This window comes from Conexibacter stalactiti (assembly GCF_033542075.1).
GTDB classification, from domain to species: domain Bacteria; phylum Actinomycetota; class Thermoleophilia; order Solirubrobacterales; family Solirubrobacteraceae; genus Conexibacter; species Conexibacter stalactiti.
In genome coordinates this window covers 15,411-33,654 of record NZ_JAWSTH010000071.1, presented here as the reverse complement: position 1 = coordinate 33,654, position 18,244 = coordinate 15,411, and the positions used below count along the sequence as shown (strand labels likewise).

Genomic DNA, 18,244 nt, shown 5'->3' with positions numbered 1-18,244 from the left:
GCCCGCGCGGCCGCCGCGTCGAGCGGTGCGAGCGCGAGCAGGCGGGCGCCGCGCTCGGCCGTCAGCGCGACGGCGCGCTCGACCGCCTCGCGCCGCGGCGCGACACGCGCGCCGCACAGCACCGCGAGCGGCAGCGGGGAGATGCGACCGGCGAGCCGCCCGAGCAGCTCCAGCGACTGCACGTCGGCCCACTGCAGGTCGTCGAGCACGAGCAGCACCGGCGCGCTCGTGCAGAGCTCCTCCAGCAGCACCAGCAGCGCCTCGCCGATCCCGAACGCCAGCTCACCGCCGCCGCGCAGGCTGGCACCGCCTTCGCCGCCGCCGCGCAGGCCGCCGCCACTGCCGCTCAGCGCGGGCTCCGCGCCATCGCCGAGCAGCCGCGCGACCGCAGCACGTCGCGGGTCCTCGCTCGCACCGACCTCGAGCGCGTCGACGAGCACGCCGAACGGCCGGTGGCGCTCCAGCTCGTCGGCGCCGGCTGCCAGCACCGTCATCCCGCGCTCGCGCGCGAGCGCGGCCGCCGCCCGTGTGAGCGCGGTCTTGCCGATCCCGCCCTCGCCGCGCAGCCATCCGAGTCCGCCGTCGCCGGCGCAGGCGTCCGCGACCAGCTCGGCGACAACGGCAAGCTCCTGCTCGCGACCGAACAGCTCGCGATCCGACTCGGCGGGGACGGGGACCATCCAGCGGCATCTTCCCCGATCGGGCGTTCGACTAGCGGAGCGCCACGACGACGAACGAGTTCTCCGGCGTGAAGCCGCCGCTCGGGCCGAGCGAGGCGAGCATGATGCCGATCAGGAAGGCGATCGCGACCGCCAGGAAGATGACCAGGGCCAGCAGCTTTCCACTCATCGCCGTCTTTATACTCCACTATCCAGTCTGATTTCCAGATCTGTGCGCGCCCGGGCGCAGCGTCGCCGTCCTCGCGACCAGGCACACTTCGCGCTCCAAACCTCGCATGTCCGGTCGATGACAGGACGAGGACGACCATCGATCTGGAGGATTGCGTGCGGAAGGTGTCTGGAGGGTCGCGGCTGCCGCTCGTCGTGAGCGCGCTCGCGACGGTGGCCGGTGTCGCCGTCTTCGCCGGCTTCGGCGCGGCAGGCGGCGACGGCGAGAACCGCGCGCAGGCCGCCGCCGCGGCGCCGAGCGCGACCGCGAGCGCCGTCGCGTGGAGACCGAAGCGGGGGCTGCCGCTCACCGAGCCGCAGCAGCTGCGCAGCAGAGGCGGCGTGCTGAAGGTCGACCTGACCGCCAGAAGAGGCCGCATCGTCGTCTCCGGCTCGCCGGTCACCGCGCAGCCGTTCAACGGTCAGTTCGTCGGCCCGACGCTCGTCGTCAGACCCGGCGACACGATCCGCGCGACGATCCACAACGGCACCAGAGCGCAGACGAACATCCACTACCACGGCCTGCATGTCTCGCCGAAGGGGCTGTCGGACAACGTCTTCCGCACCTTCGAGCCGGGCAGAACGGTCAAGTCGGTCGTCGTGCTGCCGAACGACCACGAGCCCGGCACCTTCTGGTACCACGTCCACTTCCACGGCCTCTCCGAGGGTCAGCTGATGGGCGGCCTCTCAGGGCTGATCGTCGTCGAAGGGCTGAAGGACCTGCTGCCGCAGGAGCTGCGCGACGTGCCCGAGCAGCAGCTCGCGATCCGCAACCTCCAGCTCGTCAGACCGGACACGGTCGCGACGCTCGGCAGCGAGGTCAGCCCGCCGGTCGAGAGCCCGCGGCTGATCAACGGCCTGCTGAGACCGAAGCTGACGCTCAGATCGGGCGAGACGCAGCTGTGGCGCCTGGCCAACATCGGCCCGGACATCTTCTACGACATCGCGCTCGACGGGCACACGCTGGCGGTGATCGCCGAGGACGGCTCGCCGGTCTGGGAGGTCGAGAGACGGACCCGCCTGCTGCTGCCGCCGGGCAAGCGCTTCGACGTGCTCGTGCAGGGCGGCAAACCCGGCAGGTACAAGATCAGAGCGTTCAGATACGAGGGCTTCGCGCCGCTGCCGACGGTCGAGCTGGCCGAGCTGACGGTGACCGGGCCGGCCGCCGAGCCGACGCTGAGAATCCCCGAGACGCTGCCGACCAAGACGGTCAGACTCGACAACGCGAAGATCGCCAGAAGACGCACGTTCGTCTTCTCCTTCGGCACCGGCAGAACGTTCACGGCGCTGATCAACGGCGAGGTCTTCGACCCCGAGAGAATCGGCATCACGCCGAAGCTCGGGACCGTCGAGGAGTGGACGCTGATCAACAGATCGGACGAGGACCACCCGTTCCACATCCACGTCAACGACTTCCAGGTGATGAGCGTCGACGGCAAGCCGTACCGCGCCAGAGGCCTGCAGGACGTCGTGACGATCAGAAAGGACGGCGGCCGCGTCGTGGTGCGCAACAGCTACCAGGACTACGCCGGCCACTTCGTCTTCCACTGCCACATCCTCGGCCACGAGGACGCGGGCATGATGCAGACGATCCAGGTGCTCGGCCCGGGCGACAGACCGTCGCCGCCGCCGATGGCCGGGATGCACCACCCGAGAGGGCACGAGGGGCACTGAGGCAGCTCACAGCTGTCTGAGGTAGACGTCCTCCAGCCACGCGTCGAAGGCGCTCGACGTGCCGGTCGGGGCCCCCTTCTCGATCTCCCGCAGCGAGAAGACCCCGACCCCGCGCGTCGTCGCCTCGGCGAGTGACTGCCATCTCGGGTCCCACAGGCCGGAGCGGATCAGCGCCTTGCCGCAGTGCAGGTAGACCTCGCTCACGTCGACCACGAGCGCGAGCTTGGCGCGGCGCCCGTCGGCGGTGAAGCGCTCCAGCAGCTGCGCGTCGTCGGTGACGTAGCCGGTGCCGTTGACGCGCAGCGTCTCGCGCAGCCCCGGCACGAAGAAGAGCGTGCCGACGGCCGGGTTCTCCAGCAGGTTCTCGAACGACTGCACCAGTCTGTTGCCGGTGCGGTCGGGCAGCGCGATCGTGCGCTCGTCGAGCACCTTCACGAAGCCGGGGCCGTCGCCGCGCGGGCTGCAGTCGGCACGCCCGTGCGCGTCACAGGTCGCGAGCGTCATGAACGGCGCGTGCGCGATGAAGCGGCGCGCCGTCTCGCCGATCGTCGGCGCCGACTTCGTCGCGATCAGCGCGTGCGGCTCCCCGATCACGGCGCGGATCGCGGCGCGGTCGAGTCTGCGGAAGCGGCGGCGCGGCTCAGACATCGAGCACGATCCGCTCGCCGCGTGCCCGCGAGACGCACGGCATCATCACGTCGCCGGCCTCGCGCTGCGCCGGCGTCAGCACGTCGTCGCGGTGGTCCGGCACGCCGTCGAGCACCGTCGCCTGGCAGGCGCCGCAGACGCCCGCGCGGCAGCTCGACGCCATGCTGACGCCGGCGCGCGCGAGGCCGTCGAGCAGCGACTCGTCCTCCTCGACGAGCACCTCGACGCCGCTGCGCCGCGCGACGACGGTCACCGGCAGGTCGGGGCCGTGCGCGTGGACGGTCGGCGCGAAGCGCTCGAAGTGGATCGCCTCCCGCGGCCAGCCGGCCCGCTCCGCCTGCTCCTGCACCGCGCTCAGCAGCGGCGCGGGGCCGCAGCAGTAGAGCAGCGTGTCGTCGGCGCGCTCGCGCAGCAGCTCGCCGAGCGGCAGCGGGCCGCGCTCGTCGGCCGGCCACAGCCGCACCGCGTCGCCGTGGGCGGCGACCAGCTCCTGCGCGAAGGCCATCGAGCGCACGCTGCGGCCGCCGTAGTGCAGCGACCAGCGCGCCCTCCGCAGCGCGGCCGCCCGCACCATCGACAGCAGCGGGGTGATGCCGATGCCGCCGCCGAGGAAGAGGTAGTGCGGCGCCGGGTCGAGCGCGAAGTGGTTGCGCGGCGCGCCGAGCGCGACGCGCTGGCCCGGCCGCAGGAAGACGTGCACGTACTCCGAGCCGCCGCGGCTGTTGGGCTGCTGCAGCACGGCGATCGTGTACGAGGAGAAGTCGGGCGGCGACTCGATCAGCGAGTACTGGCGGGTGATCCCGACCGGCAGCAGCAGGTCGACGTGCGCGCCCGGCTCCCACGCCGGCAGCGGCGCGCCGTCGGGCCGCTCCAGGCGCACCGAGACGACGGCGTCGGCCTCGTAGGTCAGCTGCGTCACGACGACCTCGAAGATCGCCTCGCGCGGGTCGCCCGGGCCGCGCGCGCCGGGCACGTCGCTCGCCCCGCTCATGCCGCGTGCACCGTGCGCCCGTCGACGATCGTCGCCCGCACCGCCACGCCGGGCAGCTCGTCGGCGGGGACGCTCACCGGGTCCCCGTCGAGCAGCGTCAGGTCGGCGCGCATGCCGGGCGCGATCCGGCCGCTGAGCCGCTGCTCGCCGACGGCCGCCGCGGCGGCCGTCGTGTAGCCGGCCAGCGCCGCCTCCGCGTCGAGCACCTGGCCTGGCTCGACCGCGGCGCGCTCGGGCCGGCCCGGCTCGCGCCGCAGCCGCGCCCACGCCATCCCGCGCAGCGGGTCGAAGTCGGCGATCGGCCAGTCGGAGCCGAGCGCGACGACGGCCCCGGCGGCGAGCGCGTCGCCGAAGCGGAAGGCGCGCCCGGTGCGCGCGGGACCGAGCCGCCGCGCCCAGTCGTCGCTGCCGTCGGGCCGGCGCCACTGCAGGTGGATCGGCTGCATCGAGAGGATCACGTCCTCGGCGACAATCCGCGCGAGGTGCCCGTCGGGCAGCGACTCGGCGTGCTCGATCCGGTGGCGCACGCCGGGCGCCGCGCCGGCGGCGCGGTAGGCGTCGAGCGCGCAGCGGACGGCGCGGTCGCCGATCGCGTGCGTGACGCACTGGAAGCCGGCGGCGGCGAAGCGCGCGACGGTGTCGGCGTAGCGCTGCGGGTCCTCCCACAGCGGCAGCCGTCCCTCGCCGCTGCTGTCGGGCTCCTCCAGCCACGAGGTGCCGGTCTCGACGACGCCGTCGATGAAGAACTTCGCGACGCCGCCGCGCCACAGCCGCCCGTGCTGCTCGCGCAGCGCCAGCAGCGCCTCCAGCTCATCGTCGTCCATCCCCGGCTTGACCCAGACGGGCACGACGAGACGCGCCGTCAGCCGCTCGGCTGCCTCCAGCTCGCGCAGCACGTCGAGCGTCGCCGCCGAGCCGTCCATCGCGTGGGCGCCGGTCAGGCCGGCCGCCGCCATCCGCGCGAAGGTCGCCGCGATCCGCTCCTGCGCCTCGCCGGGCGGCAGCTGCGGCAGGCTCGCGGCAACGCGGTCATAGGCCTCGAACTCGCGCAGCTCGCCGGTCGGCCGGCCGTCGTCGCGGCAGACGATCTGCGAGTTGTCGGCGAACGGCTCGGCGCCGCGGATCCCGGCGCGCGCGAGCACCGACGGCGTCGCGAGATGGGTGTGACAGTCGAAGAAGGTGATCAGCGCCGGCCCGCCTGCGAGCCCCTCCAGCAGCGCCCCGTCGAGCCCGCCGGCGGCGAACAGCGCGTACTCGGCGCCCCAGCCGCGCACGACCGCATGCGGGTCGCCGCCGCGGGCGGCGCGCTCGCGCCGCAGCCGCGCGCCCAGCTCGGCCAGCGCGCCGCTGCCGGCCAGCTCCGCGCCCTGCGCGAACTCGGCCGCCCACAGCGGGTGCATGTGCGCGTCGACGAGGCCGGGGACGACCGTGCTCCCGCGGCCGTCGATCAGCTCGGTCGCGCCGTCGCAGTGGGCGCGCACCTCCGCCTCGTCGCCGACGGCGACGATCGTGCCGCCGCGCAGCGCGACCGCCTCGGCGAACGGCCGCGCGGGATCGAGCGTGCGGATCCGCGCGCCGACGATCGCGCGGTCGGCGAAGGCGCGGCCGCGGGAGCGGGCGCGCGCGCCGGCGCTCCCCGCGGACAGCTCAGCTCCCGTCACGCCGCATCCTGCCGCGCGGCCGCGGCGCCGACCGCGTAGGGGAGGAACTCGCCCGCGTCGGGCGGTCCGCTGCAGACCCACAGCCGCCGCGCGTCGACGTCGGCGATCGTCGCCGCGACCGTCTCGACGTCGGCGCTCGCGTCGTCGTCGGCGTGGTGGCTGAGCGCGTGCGGGACGCCGCCGCGGTCGGCCAGCATCGCTCTCAGCGCCGGCAGGTCGACCGGCGGCGCGCCGGCCAGCAACGTCCGCAGCCGCCCGGCGCGGTGGCGCGAGTTGGTCAGCCACGCCTCCGTCGCGCTCTCGTGGATCGCCAGCGGCCCCTCGAAGTGGTTCGCGTGCACGAGCACGCCGTGGCTCGGCTCGATCCGCGCGACGGCGGCCGGCGTCGTCTCCAGGTCGACGATCCCGTCGGGCCCGGCGAGCAGCAGGTTGCGCGGCCCCGAGCGCGGCACCGTCGCGATCGCCGCGACCGCCTCGGCGACCGTCGAGCAGGCGAGCGCGATCCGCGTCAGCAGGTAGCGCGGGAGGCCGACCTGCCAGCCCGGCGCGTGCAGGAAGTTCGCGAGCACGACGACGCCGGCCGCGTTCATGCCGTGGTGGCCGACCTGGCCGGCCGGCGTGATCGTCAGCAGGTCGGGCGCGTGCCCGTCGCCGCGCCGCAGCGCGATCAGCAGCGGCCGGTAGGCCGGCGGCAGGTCGACGTTCTGCGCCGCCAGCGTCCCCTGCGCGGCGGCCGGCCCGGTCAGCGCGACGGTCGTGCACTCGGGCTCCTGCGCGCCGGGCGCGATCGTCAGCTCGGCGCGCAGCTGCAGCAGCCAGCCGTCGTCGGCCGTCAGACCCGCGCCCTCGCCGACGCCGTCGACCTCCTCTGCCAGCCGCGGCGCGACCGCCGCCGTCGCGGCGCGGAACGGCAGCGCCCGCTCGCGCGCCTGCGCGGCCGTGACGCCGCGAGCCGCGAGCCGCTGCACGACGAGCGCGTGGTGCTCGCGCACGAGCGCCCGCGCGCTCTCGCCGTGGGCGACGCCGGCCGCGCGGCCACTGCCGGGCGCGTCGATCTCGGGGATGGCTGTCACTGGGGGTGCCTCTCGGGTCGGGGGGCGTCGAGCCGCTGCCACGGCCGCTCCGCGTCGGCGTGGTGGCAGGCGACGAGTCGCGCGGAACCGTCCAGCTCGCGCAGCGCGGGCTCCTCCACGCGGCAGCGGTCGGTCGCGAACGGGCAGCGGGTGTGGAAGCGGCAGCCGGGCGGCGGGTCGGCCGGGCTCGGCACGTCGCCTCTCAGCACGAGCCGCGCGCGGCTCGCCTCGAGCTCCGGATCGGGGCTCGGCACGGCCGACAGCAGCGCCGCCGTGTACGGGTGGCCGGGCCGCTCGCACAGCTCCTCGGCCGGCCCCAGCTCGACGACCTGGCCGAGGTAGAGCACGGCGACGCGGTCGGCGAGGTGCCGGACCATCGAGAGGTCGTGCGAGATGAACAGGTAGGAGAGGCCGAGGTCGTCGCGCAGCTGCGCGAGCAGGTTGACGATCTGCGCCTGGATCGAGACGTCGAGCGCGGCGATCGCCTCGTCGCAGACGACGAAGCGCGGCTCCGGCGCGAGCGCTCGCGCGATCCCGACACGCTGCCGCTGCCCGCCGGAGAGCTGGTGCGGATAGCGGTTGAGCAGCGCCGGATCGAGGCCGACCAGCTCCAGCAGCTCGCGCACGCGCGCCGGCCGGCCGGCGGCCGCGCCGACGTCGTTGACGTCGAGCGCCTCGCGCAGCACGGCGCCGATCGTCATGCGCGGGTTGAGCGACGCGAGCGGGTCCTGGAAGACCATCTGCATCCGCGCGCGCACGCTGCGCAGCGCGCCGCCGTGCAGCGTCGTCACCTCCTCGCCCTCCAGCAGCACCGAGCCGTCGGTGACGTCGGTCAGCCGCAGCACGGCGCGCGCGAGCGTCGACTTGCCCGAGCCGCTCTCGCCGACGAGGCCGAGCGTCTCGCCGGCGCCGACGTCGAAGCTGACGCCGTCGACGGCGCGGACGGCGCCGGTCGTGCGGCGCAGCAGGCCGCTGCGGATCGGGAAGTGCTTGACGAGCCCGCGCACCGAGATGACCGGCGGCGTCGGCTCCGGCGCGGGCGTCGGAGTCGGTGTCGGCATGTCGCTCATCGCGTCACCGTCGCTTCAGTCCGGGCGCGCACCTCGTCGGCGCGATGGCAGGCCGCGCGCGCGAGCGGCCCTGCCGGCCGCAGCGCCGGCAGCTCCTCCGAGCAGCGCGCCACCGCCCACTCGCAGCGCGGCGCGAACGGGCAGGCGACCGGCGGCGCCGCGAGGCTCTGCGGCGCGCCGGGGATCGATCTGAGGCGCGCGCTGCGCGGCTCGTCGAGCCGCGGCATCGCGGCCAGCAGACCGACCGTGTACGGGTGGCTCGGCGCCGCGAACAGCTCGCGCACCGGCGCCTCCTCGACGATCGTGCCGCCGTACATCACCGCGACGCGGTCGACCAGCCCGGCGACCACGCCGAGGTCGTGCGTGATCCACACGATCGCCATCTCCAATTGCTCGCGCAGTCTGCGCACGAGGTCGAGGATCTGCGCCTGGATCGTCACGTCGAGCGCGGTCGTCGGCTCGTCGGCGATCAGCAGCCTCGGATCGCAGGCGAGCGCGAGCGCGATCAGGATCCGCTGGCGCTGGCCGCCGGAGAAGCGGTGCGGATACTCGTCCAGGCGCCGCTGCGGCTCCGGGATCCCGACGAGCGCGAGCAGCTCGGCGGCGCGGGCGCGCGCGGCGCGGCGGCCGAGCCCGAGGTGATGGCGGAGCACCATCGTCAGCTGCGTGCCGACCGTCAGCGCCGGGTTCAGCGAGCTCTGCGGATCCTGGTAGACCATCGCGACCTCGCGCCCGCGGACGCCTTGCAGCTCGCGCTCGCTCAGGCGCAGCAGGTCGCGCCCGCGCCACAGCACCTCGCCCGCCTCGACCCGCGCGACGGGCGGCAGCAGCCCCATCACCGACAGCATGCTGACCGACTTGCCCGAGCCCGACTCGCCGACGAGCGCCAGCGCCTCGCCGGGCGCGACGGCGAACGAGACGCCGTTGACCGCGCTGACCGAGCCGTCGTCGCCGTCGAAGCGGACGCGCAGATCGCGCACCTCCAGCAGCGGGGCGGTCATGCGCCTCTCCGCCGTCCGGCGGCGCGCGGGTCGAGCGCGTCGCGCAGGCCGTCGCCGACGAAGTTCGCCGCCAGCACCGTGAGGAAGATCATCAGGCCGGGGAAGAAGCCGCGCCACCAGTGACCCTCGGAGATCACCGGCCGCTGCGACTCCTGCAGCATGCCGCCCCAGGTCGCCTGCGGCGGGTTGAAGCCGAGCCCCAGGAACGACAGCCCCGACTCGATCAGGATCGCGATCGCGAGGCCGAGCGTCGCGGTCACGATCACCGGCCCGAGCGCGTTGGGAAGGATGTGGCGCAGCGCGATCCGCGTCGGCGGCACGCCGAGCGCGCGCGCCGCCTCGACGAACTCGCGCTCCTTCAGCGTCAGGTAGCTGGCGCGCACCAGCCGCGCCGTGTTCATCCACGTCAGCGCCGCGATCCCGACGACGATCGTCAGGAAGCCGGGGCCGAAGAGGCTGACGAGCAGGATCACGACGAACAGCGCCGGCAGCGAGTAGAAGATGTCGACACCGCGCATCAGCGCGCTGTCGAGCAGGCCGCCGGCGTAACCGGCGACCGCGCCGACCAGCACGCCGAGCACGAGCGAGACGAGCACGGCGCTGGCGGCGACGCCGAGCGTCAGCCGGCCGCCGTCGAGCACGCGCGAGAACTGGTCGCGGCCGAGCTCGTCGGTGCCCATCGGGTGCGTCAGCGACGGCGGCAGGTCCTTCGCCGCGAAGTCGATCCGCTCGCCGTCGTACGGCAGCAGGAACGGGCCGAAGACGACGGCGGCGACGAGCACCGCGAGCAGCGCCAGGCCGAACAGCGCCAGGCGGTGGCGGCGGAAGCGGCGCCAGGTGTCAGGCATAGGCGATGCGGGGGTCGAGCAGGGCGTAGAGGAGGTCGGCGACGATGTTGGCGAGCACGACCAGCAGCGAGGCGATCACGAGGATCCCCAGCAGCACCGGGTAGTCGCGCTGGTCGGCCGACTCGATGAAGAGACGGCCGATGCCGGGGATCGAGAAGATCGTCTCGGTGATCGCGGTGCCGAGGAACAGCTCGGGGATCGCGAGCACGGCGACGGTGACGACGGGGATCGCCGCGTTCTTGAGCGCGTGCCGCATCACGACGGTGCGCTCCGGCAGGCCGCTGCCGCGGGCGGTGCGGATGTAGTCCTGGTCGAGCACCTCCAGCATCGACGCGCGCACGTAGCGCGTGAGGCTCGCCGCCGTCACGAGCGCGAGCACCGCGACCGGCATGATCAGGTGCTTGACGCGATCCCAGAGGCCGTCGAGGCCGGTGTGCGTCTCGCGCAGATCCTCCAGGCCCGAGGACGGCAGCCAGCCGAGCGAGTAGGAGAAGAGGAACAGCAGCATCAGGCCGAACCAGAAGCTCGGCGTCGCGAAGCCGGCGAACGAGACGCCGGTCGCGACGTAGTCGAAGGTCGAGTGCTGCCGGCGCGCGGCGACGATCCCGACCGGGATCGCGATCGCGAGCGAGATCACGAAGGCGAGGCCGATCAGCAGCAGCGTCGCCGGCAGCCGGTCGGCGATCATCTCCAGCACCGGCCGGCCGGTGCGCAGCGAAGTGCCCCAGTCGCCCGTGACGATGCCGCCGGCCCAGCTGAGGTACTGGACCGGCAGCGGGTCGTCGAGGCCGTACTCGTCGCGCAGCCGCTCGATCTGCTCCGGGTTGAGCTGCGCGCCCGCCCCCTCGCCGCCGTTGGACAGCGGGCCGCCCGGCGTCGCCTGCAGCAGCCCGAACACCACGATGCTGATGCCGATCAGCAGCGGGACGGACATCAGCAGGCGCCGTGTCAGGTAGGTGACCATCGTCGTGCGAGGGGGATCGGGGTCGGGCCGGGTCGGGCTAGCGCTGGAGGTTCCAGCTGGCGATGTCGGGGTTGGCCCACTGGCCGTCCCAGGCGTCGGTCGTGACGCCGTGCAGCGCCTCGTTCCACGCCCAGCCCCACTTCGTCGCGTACAGCGGCAGCGAGATCCGCTCGCTCGCGAACAGCTCGGCGGTCTCGCCGTAGAGCCGTCTGCGCTCCGCCTCGTCCATCGTCTGCCCGGCCGCCTCGACGAGTCTGTCGAAGGCCGGCAGTCTCAGGTGCGAGTAGCTGAAGCCGTTGGGGTTCTCGGCCGTCGGGATCGACGCGCTCGTGAACACGTGCGCGTAGTCGGCCGGGTCGGCGTAGAAGCCGTCGAGGCTCATCATCAGGTCGTATCTGCGGTTGGCGAGGATGCCGCCGTCCTGGTAGCCGGCGAAGATCTTCGTCAGCGAGTCGGTCCGCAGCTTCACGTCGATCCCGATGTCCTTCAGGTTCTGCTGGATCAGCTGCTGGACGAGCTTGTACGACTGGTTGCCGGAGACGGTCGTGAAGTCGAGCTCGGCGCGGACGCCGTCCTTGACGCGGATGCCGTCGTCGCCCTCGACCCAGCCGGCCTCGTCGAGGACCGCCTTGGCGGCGTCGGCGTCGAAGGCCGCCGGCTCGATCTCGTGCGCGGCGAAGCCGGTGAAGAGGTAGGAGCCGATCTGCTCGCCGAAGCCGTCGACGACCTGGTCGATGATCGACTGGCGGTCGATCGCGAGGTCGATCGCCTCGCGCACGGCCGGGTCGCCGAGCACCGGGTTGGGCTCCAGCCCGTCGCCCTCGGCGGAGTGGTTGAGCCACAGGAAGCTGCCGTACGACAGGCCCTCCTTCATCACGACCTCGATCGGGTCGCCGCTCTCGGCGGCCTGGGTGACGTCGGGCAGGTCGCTGTTGGCGAGGTAGAAGATCGTGTCGAACTCGCCGTTGACGAACGAGGAGACGGCCGTCTGTCGGTCGGGCGTGAGCTTGAAGGTGATGCCGTCGAGGTTCGGCAGCTCGGGGTCGCGCCAGTAGGCGTCGTTGCGCGTCAGCGTGACCTGGTCGCCGGACTTCCAGTCGGCGTAGACGAACGGACCGGTGCCGAGCGGGAGCCGCGCCTGCGGGCTTCTCGTCGTCACGGTCGTCGACTCGATCGCGTGCTGGGGCAGCACGACGTCCCACAGCTCGAGGTAGCGCGGGTTGGGCTTGCTCATCTTCACCTCGACGGTGAGCGGATCGAGCGCCTTGACCGATCTGACGAGCGCATAGGCCGAGGCGACAGCCGCGGTGCTTCTCGGATCGGTGATGACTCTGTGGGTGAAGACGACGTCCGCGGCGGTGAACGGCTTGCCGTCGGACCAGGTGACGCCCTCGCGCAGTCTGTAGACGACGGTTCTGCCGTCTCTGGAGACCCCGCCGTTCTCCGGCGTCGGCAGCTCGGCCGCCAGGAACGCCTCGTAGGTGCCGTCGGCGAGCGGCTGGAAGAGCGGCTCGACGACCATCGCGCGCGACACGTCGGCCGCCGCCTCGGTCGTGAAGAGCGGGTTCAACAGCCCCGGCTCGTCGGTCATCGCGACCAGCAGTCTGCCGCCGCGCTGCGCGGTTCCCTCGTCGGCGCCGGCGGTCGCGCCGGTGCTCGTGCCCGTCCCCGTCGGCGTCGTCGCGCTGGTCGCGGAGCTGCCTCCACCGCCGCAGGCGCTCAGCCCTGCCGCCAGCACGACCGTCATCGCCAGCAGCCGGGCGCGCGTGCGCCCTCCGATCATCCTCACCGTTGCTCCTCTCGTGTGGGTCCTGCCGATGCGACGAGCTCGTCCCAGCACAGGCGCGTCAGGCGGGCGATGTGCTCGCGCCCGCCGGGGAGCGCCGGCAGGCCGCCGGGCAGCTCCGCGGGCAGCTCGTCGACGTAGACGGAGAGCAGGAACGCCGGCTCCCCGTCCGCGTAGACGATGCCGGCGTCGGAGACGTCGCGCCAGCCGATGCCCGGCTTGTGTGCCACGACGGTCCCCGGCGGCAGGTGGCCGGGAAGCCAGGCGTGGTGCTGCTGACGGCGCAGCAGGTCGAGAGCGAGCGCGCAGTCCTCGGGACGGCACGCGAGCAGGGCGGCCGCGTCGGCGTCGCCGGCCCCGTCGAGGATCAGTCGCAGCAGCCGCGCCTGGTCGGCGGGCGTCGTCGCGTTGGTCGCGTCGACCGGGTGGTCGGGCGCGAGCGCCGGGATCAGCGCGTGGCGGTGGTGCGTGTCGCGCAGCCCGGCCGCGGCGCACAGCTCGCCGACGGCGTCGAGGCCGACGCGCTCGACGACGTGCGCGGTCGCGAGGTTGTCGCTGATCGCGATCATCAGCACGAGCAGGTCGCGCAGCGAGAGCGTCAGCGGGCCGTCGAGATGCTGCACCAGGCCGCTGTGGATCTGGTCGCGAAAGCGCCCGTCGATCGTGACCATGTCGGTCAGCGAGAGGCGGCCGGCGCGGGCCGCGGCGAGCGCCGCGACGAGGATCGCGACCTTGCGCGTGCTCGCCGCCGGAACGGGCTGTTCGGCGCGCGCGCCGACGACGGCGCCGCCGCGCAGGTCGTGCAGCTGCCAGCCGGTGTGAAAGGGCTGTCGCCGGCAGGTCTCCTCCAAGACTGCCGCGACGCGATCAAGTGCGCCATCCATCGAGCGGCAGATTTGCAGAATCGTTTCGGCATGTCAAATCGTTTCGGCAATCTGGTTAGAGTGGGTGTCGCGGTGTCCAGGGGACCAGGAAACAGAGCCAGACGGATCACGATCCGCGACGTCGCGAGAGCGGCCGGCGTCTCGCTGACGACCGTCTCCGATTCGCTCAACGGCAAGGGCCGCGTCGAGGCGAGCACGCGCGAGCACGTCGCCGCGATCGCGACGCAGCTCGGCTACCAGGCCAACCGCAACGCGCGCAGCCTCCGCTCCGGCCGCACGATGACGCTCGCGCTCGTCCTTCCGCGCGCCGCGACGCGCCCGCGCGACGAGGAGATGCTCGGCATCGATTACTACATGGAGCTGGCCTCGACCGCGTCGCGCGCCGCCTTCGAGCGCGACCACGCCGTGCTGCTGCTGCCGCCGCTCAGCAGCACCGACGACCTGCGCCGCTTCGCCGTCGACGGCGGCATCATCGTCGACCCGCGCGCCAACGACCCGATGGTCGACCTGTTCGAGCGGCTCAACCTGCCGTGGGTCACCGTCGACCGCGACGTCGGCCGGCCGGACGACCACTGGTGGGTCTCGGCCGACAACGCCGGCAACACGACGATGGCGCTCGACCACCTCTGGGAGGCCGGCGCGCGGAGAATCGCGCTGCTGACCGCGCGGGCCGGCTGGGCGTGGTTCCGCGACAGCCGGCGTGCCTACCGCGCGTGGGCGAGAGCGCACGGGCAGCAGCCGATCATCGCCGAGGCGAGACTGCAGGCGCTGGAGCCGAGCGCCGCCACCGCCGCCGCCGCGCTGCTCGACGGCCCCGACCGGCCCGACGCCGTCTTCGCCCCGCCCGACCGCTTCGCCGCCGGCATCCTGCGCGCCGCGCGCGAGCGCGGGCTGCGCGTGCCCGAGGACCTGCGCATCGCGGCCGGCGTCGACAGCCACCTGATGCTGACCGCGGACCCGCCGATCACCGCGCTCGACCTGCAGCCGGGCGTCGTCGGCGACGCCGCCGTCGACCTGCTGATCGCGCGCATCCGCGGCGAGGACGTCGAACGCCAGCGCACGGTCGGCGCGGCGCTGCGCGCGCGCACGTCGACGGCGTGAGCGGCCGCGGTCCTCACGGCCTCACCAGCCCCAACTGGTAGGCGAGGATCACCGCCTGCACGCGGTCGCGGAGGCCGAGCTTGCCGAGGATCCGGCCGACGTGGGTCTTGACGGTCGCGTCGGAGAGCACCAGCCGCGCGGCGATCTCGGCGTTCGTGCGACCGGCGGCCAGCTCCAGCAGCACCTCGTGCTCGCGCGCGGTCAGCTCGGCGAGGCGGGGATGGTCGCGCGGCGCGACGGTCTCGGCGGCATCCGCGCCGTCGGCGGGGAGCTGGTCGGCGAAGGCGTCGAGCAGCCTGCGCGTGATGCGCGGCGCGACGACCGCGTCGCCGGCGGCGACGGCGCGGATCGCGGCCGTCAGCTGATCGGGCGGCACGTCCTTGAGCAGGAAGCCGCTGGCGCCCGCGCGCAGGCCGGCGAAGGCGTACTCGTCGAGGTCGAAGGTCGTCAGGATCAGCACGCGCGCCGCGCCGCCGGCGGCGACGATCCGCCGCGTCGCCTCGATCCCGTCGACGCCCGGCATGCGCACGTCCATCAGCACGACGTCGGGCTCGAGCCGCGCCGTCTGCGCGACCGCCTGCTCGCCGTCGCCGGCCTCGCCGACGACTGCGATCCCCGGCTGCGCGTCGAGCACCATGCGGAAGCCGGCGCGCAGCAGCTGCTGGTCGTCGGCGAGCAGGACGCGGATCGTCATCGCGGCGCCGCCTCGCCGTCGAGCCGCAGCCGCGTGCGCACGCTCCAGCCGCCGCGCGGCCGCGGGCCGGCCTCGATCACCGCGCCGTACGCCGCCGCCCGCTCGCGCATGCCGGCGAGGCCGTGGCCCTCCGCGGCGGTGGCAGGCGCGCCGCGTTCGCCCGCGACAGCGACCGGCGGCGACCCGATGCCGTCATCGACGACCTCCAGCGCCAGCGCGTCCTCGCCCCACTCCAGCCGCACCTCGGCCGACGACGGCGAGCGGGCGTGCTTGAGCGTGTTCGTCAGCGCCTCCTGCACGAGCCGGTAGACGGTCAGCTGCGCGCCGGGGGAGAGCGGCGCGGGCGCCCCGCTGCGCACCAGCCGCGTCTGCAGCCCGGCGCCGCGCACCTGCGCGACGAGCGCGTCGAGCTGATCGAGCCCGGGCTGAGGTTGGAGCGGCGCCGCGCCGCCCGCGCCCGCCGCGCCCGCGTCCGCCGCATCCGCGCCGCCTGCATCGTCCGCCCGCAGCACCCCCAGCAGCCGGCGCATCTCGCCGAGCGCCTCGCGCCCGGTCGCGGAGACGTTGCCGATCGCGGCGTCGGCCGCGGCCGGGTCGCTGCCCGCCGTCAGCCGCGCGCCGTCGGCGAGCGCGATCATCACCGTCAGGTTGTGCGCGACGACGTCATGCAGCTCGCGCGCGATCCGCGCCCGCTCGGCCGCCGCCGCGAGCTGCGCCTGCTGGTCGCGCTCGCGTTCGAGCTGCGCGGCGCGCAGCTCCAGCGCGGCGATGTGCTCGCCGCGCGTGCGCACGTAGACGCCGAGCACGGCCGCCGCGACGACGAACGCGGAGATGCTGAGGAAGGAGAGCAGCCGGCCGTCGCCATCGGCGTCGAGGGCGACCAACAGCGCGCCGACCTCCATGACGATCACGGCGGCCGCGACGCCCCAGCGCCGGCGCTCGTGCGCGGCGACGCTGTAGAGCCCGACCAGCAGCGCCACGTCGGCCAGCAGCAGGTCGGTCGTCAGCCACTGCGCGAACGCGACCAGCGCCATCACCGCGAAGGCGGGCAGCGGCGCGCGCCGGCGCAGGACCAGCGGCGCGGTCAGGCCGGCGACCAGCAGCCACGTCCACGGCGTGTCGGCAGTCGCCGCGGACAGCGCCGACAGCGCCGCGATCGCCGCCGCCAGCGCGCCGTCGGCCAGCAGCGGGCGGCTGGCCCAGAAGGTGCGGATCCTGCCGCTCACGCGTCCCTGCGCGTCAGTGTGAAGACCGCCGCCGCGATCGCCGCCGCGACGTAGGCGCCCAGCAGCAGGAGCGCCGGCCACGGCGCCAGCACGTCCGGCTGGGGTGTCGGGGTCACCAGCGCGCCCATCGCTCCGCTCGGAAGATACTGCGCGACTCTGGGCGCGACCTGGCCGAGGATCGGCAGCACCAGCACGATCGAGACGATCGCCGAGATCGCCGCCGCGGTGTTGCGCAGCACGAAGCCGAGCGCGGTCCCGAGCAGGCAGACGGCCGTCAACGTCACGCCGGTCATCACGACGACGCGCAGGGCGCCGGGGTCGGAGATGCTGAACTGCCAGTGCTCGGCGAGGATGCGGTTGCCGGCGAAGAAGGCCGCGAACGAGGCCGCGCTCATCACGACGAAGGTGACCGCGCCGAACAGCCCGAGCTTCGCCCACAGCACCGGCAGCCGCCGCGGGACGGCCGCGAGCGTCGCGCGGATCATCCCGGTCGCGTACTCGCCGGTGATCGCGATCACGCCGACGACGCCGATCGCCAGCTGCGCGAAGAGGCGGCCGGCGAGCACGCGCTGGCCGGCCTGCTCCTGCGCGCGCTCGACCTCGGTCATCGACGCCCACTCGCCGACGGTGAGCCACGCCATCAGCAGGCCGAGGCCGATCATCAGCGCGACCGCGACGGCGAACGTCAGCCAGGTCGAGCGCAGCGTCGTCAGCTTGATCCACTCGGAGCGCAGGACCCGCCGCGGCGTCACCCCGAGCGGCGTCGCCGCGGGCGCGTTCGCGCCGCCGCCCGCGCTCGGTGCCGTGCCCGGCGCGCTCATGCCGCCACCCCCGCGCGGTACTCGACGCTGTCGCGCGTCAGCTCCATGAACGCCTCCTCCAGCGATGCCCGCCGCGGCGTCAGCTCGTGCAGCGGGAGGCCGTGGCGGTGCGCCAGCGCGCCGATCGCGGCGGCGTCGAGGCCGCCGACCTCGAGCAGCCCCTGCTCGACCGCGGCGACGGTCGCCTGCTCGGCGAGCAGGTGGCCGGTCAGCACGGCGGCCTCCGGCGAGCGCACCAGCACCGTCGTCTCACGCGCGGTCAGCTCCGCGACCGGCAGGTCGGCGATCAGCCGCCCGCGGCCGACGACGACGAGGTGGTCAGCGGTCAGCGCCATCTCGCTCATCAGGTGGCTGGAGAGGAAAACGGTGCGGCCCTCCGCGGCCAGCTCGCGCAGCAGCGTGCGGACCCACAGGACGCCCTCGGGGTCGAGCCCGTTGACCGGCTCGTCGAGGATCACGGTCGCGGGGTCACCGAGCAGCGCGGCGGCGATGCCGAGCCGCTGGCCCATCCCGAGCGAGAAGCCGCCGGCGCGCTTGCGCGCGACCTCACGCAGCCCCGCCAGCTCGATCAGCCGCTCGACGCGCCGATCGTCGATCCCGTGCGTGGCGGCGAGCGCGCGCAGGTGGTCGCGCGCCGAGCGGCTGGTGTGGACGGCCTTCGCCTCCAGCAGCAGGCCGACCTCGCGCAGCGGCGCGCGGTGCTCGGCGTACGGCCGGCCGTTGACGAGCGCGCGGCCGGCGGTCGGCCGGTCGAGGCCGGCGATCATCCGCATCGTGGTCGACTTGCCCGCGCCGTTGGGGCCGAGGAAGCCGGTCACGAGGCCGGGCCGCACGGTGAAGCTGAGCGCGTCGACGGCGAGCCGGTCGCCGTAGCGCTTGGTGAGGTCCTGGACTTCGATCATGGCGGCGACGGTA

At 74.2% G+C, this 18,244-nt stretch carries 18 protein-coding genes; 2 read left to right on the top strand and 16 right to left on the bottom strand.

Features of this window, described 5'->3' with window-relative positions:
- A partial coding sequence (locus R7226_RS21845) for an ATP-binding protein (protein WP_318599438.1) occupies positions 1-680 on the bottom strand: 680 nt, incomplete at its 3' end.
- 31 nt (positions 681-711) lie between these two features.
- On the bottom strand, positions 712-849 hold the full coding sequence (locus R7226_RS21840; RefSeq protein WP_318599437.1) for a hypothetical protein: 138 nt from the start codon (positions 847-849) through the stop codon (positions 712-714).
- A gap of 164 nt (positions 850-1,013) precedes the next feature.
- On the opposite strand from R7226_RS21840, the gene R7226_RS21835 reads away from it, so the two are divergent.
- Complete coding sequence (locus R7226_RS21835; protein WP_318599436.1) at positions 1,014-2,561, top strand: multicopper oxidase family protein; 1,548 nt, start codon at positions 1,014-1,016, stop codon at positions 2,559-2,561.
- 6 nt (positions 2,562-2,567) lie between these two features.
- On the opposite strand, the gene R7226_RS21830 is transcribed toward R7226_RS21835, so the two are convergent.
- Genes R7226_RS21830 through R7226_RS21785 form a run of 10 tightly spaced genes read right to left on the bottom strand, consistent with a single transcriptional unit; the run spans position 2,568 to position 13,454 of the window.
- Positions 2,568-3,209: an MSMEG_1061 family FMN-dependent PPOX-type flavoprotein gene (locus R7226_RS21830; protein WP_318599435.1), complete on the bottom strand. Its 642-nt coding sequence runs from the start codon at positions 3,207-3,209 to the stop codon at positions 2,568-2,570.
- A complete protein-coding gene (locus R7226_RS21825) occupies positions 3,202-4,200 on the bottom strand; it encodes a PDR/VanB family oxidoreductase (RefSeq protein WP_318599434.1) in 999 nt (332 codons plus the stop codon). The genes R7226_RS21830 and R7226_RS21825 overlap by 8 nt, the downstream gene beginning before the upstream one ends.
- A complete protein-coding gene (locus R7226_RS21820) occupies positions 4,197-5,861 on the bottom strand; it encodes an amidohydrolase (RefSeq protein WP_318599433.1) in 1,665 nt (554 codons plus the stop codon). The genes R7226_RS21825 and R7226_RS21820 overlap by 4 nt, the downstream gene beginning before the upstream one ends.
- Positions 5,858-6,934, bottom strand: coding sequence for a C45 family peptidase (locus R7226_RS21815; RefSeq protein ID WP_318599432.1), 1,077 nt, complete (start codon positions 6,932-6,934; stop codon positions 5,858-5,860). The genes R7226_RS21820 and R7226_RS21815 overlap by 4 nt, the downstream gene beginning before the upstream one ends.
- Positions 6,931-7,995 (bottom strand): ABC transporter ATP-binding protein, encoded by a 1,065-nt coding sequence (locus R7226_RS21810; protein WP_318599431.1) that lies wholly within the window; start codon positions 7,993-7,995, stop codon positions 6,931-6,933. Before R7226_RS21810 ends, R7226_RS21815 begins: the two co-directional genes overlap by 4 nt.
- A gap of 5 nt (positions 7,996-8,000) precedes the next feature.
- Entirely contained in the window at positions 8,001-9,005 is a 1,005-nt protein-coding gene (locus R7226_RS21805) for an ABC transporter ATP-binding protein (protein ID WP_318599430.1), read from the bottom strand.
- Positions 9,002-9,853 (bottom strand): ABC transporter permease, encoded by an 852-nt coding sequence (locus R7226_RS21800; protein ID WP_318599429.1) that lies wholly within the window; start codon positions 9,851-9,853, stop codon positions 9,002-9,004. Before R7226_RS21800 ends, R7226_RS21805 begins: the two co-directional genes overlap by 4 nt.
- Entirely contained in the window at positions 9,846-10,817 is a 972-nt protein-coding gene (locus R7226_RS21795) for an ABC transporter permease (protein WP_318599428.1), read from the bottom strand. Before R7226_RS21795 ends, R7226_RS21800 begins: the two co-directional genes overlap by 8 nt.
- A gap of 37 nt (positions 10,818-10,854) precedes the next feature.
- On the bottom strand, positions 10,855-12,600 hold the full coding sequence (locus tag R7226_RS21790; protein WP_318599439.1) for a peptide ABC transporter substrate-binding protein: 1,746 nt from the start codon (positions 12,598-12,600) through the stop codon (positions 10,855-10,857).
- Positions 12,601-12,602: 2 nt separating this feature from the next.
- The gene (locus tag R7226_RS21785) at positions 12,603-13,454 is read right to left on the bottom strand and encodes a serine hydrolase (RefSeq protein ID WP_318599427.1); all 852 of its coding nucleotides are present in this window, start codon (positions 13,452-13,454) and stop codon (positions 12,603-12,605) included.
- 105 nt (positions 13,455-13,559) lie between these two features.
- Here R7226_RS21785 and R7226_RS21780 point away from each other — a divergent pair, with 105 nt between their 5' ends.
- A complete protein-coding gene (locus R7226_RS21780) occupies positions 13,560-14,588 on the top strand; it encodes a LacI family DNA-binding transcriptional regulator (RefSeq protein ID WP_318599426.1) in 1,029 nt (342 codons plus the stop codon).
- Between the two features lie 13 nt (positions 14,589-14,601).
- Here R7226_RS21780 and R7226_RS21775 read toward each other — a convergent pair whose 3' ends face one another.
- The 4 genes from R7226_RS21775 to R7226_RS21760 are packed head-to-tail and all read right to left on the bottom strand — an operon-like array spanning position 14,602 to position 18,231.
- The gene (locus tag R7226_RS21775) at positions 14,602-15,282 is read right to left on the bottom strand and encodes a response regulator transcription factor (protein ID WP_318599425.1); all 681 of its coding nucleotides are present in this window, start codon (positions 15,280-15,282) and stop codon (positions 14,602-14,604) included.
- The gene (locus R7226_RS21770) at positions 15,279-16,508 is read right to left on the bottom strand and encodes a sensor histidine kinase (RefSeq protein ID WP_318599424.1); all 1,230 of its coding nucleotides are present in this window, start codon (positions 16,506-16,508) and stop codon (positions 15,279-15,281) included. The genes R7226_RS21775 and R7226_RS21770 overlap by 4 nt, the downstream gene beginning before the upstream one ends.
- Positions 16,505-17,329, bottom strand: coding sequence for a hypothetical protein (locus R7226_RS21765; protein ID WP_318599423.1), 825 nt, complete (start codon positions 17,327-17,329; stop codon positions 16,505-16,507). The genes R7226_RS21770 and R7226_RS21765 overlap by 4 nt, the downstream gene beginning before the upstream one ends.
- The gene (locus R7226_RS21760) at positions 17,326-18,231 is read right to left on the bottom strand and encodes an ABC transporter ATP-binding protein (protein WP_318599422.1); all 906 of its coding nucleotides are present in this window, start codon (positions 18,229-18,231) and stop codon (positions 17,326-17,328) included. Before R7226_RS21760 ends, R7226_RS21765 begins: the two co-directional genes overlap by 4 nt.
- Positions 18,232-18,244: the final 13 nt, after the last annotated feature.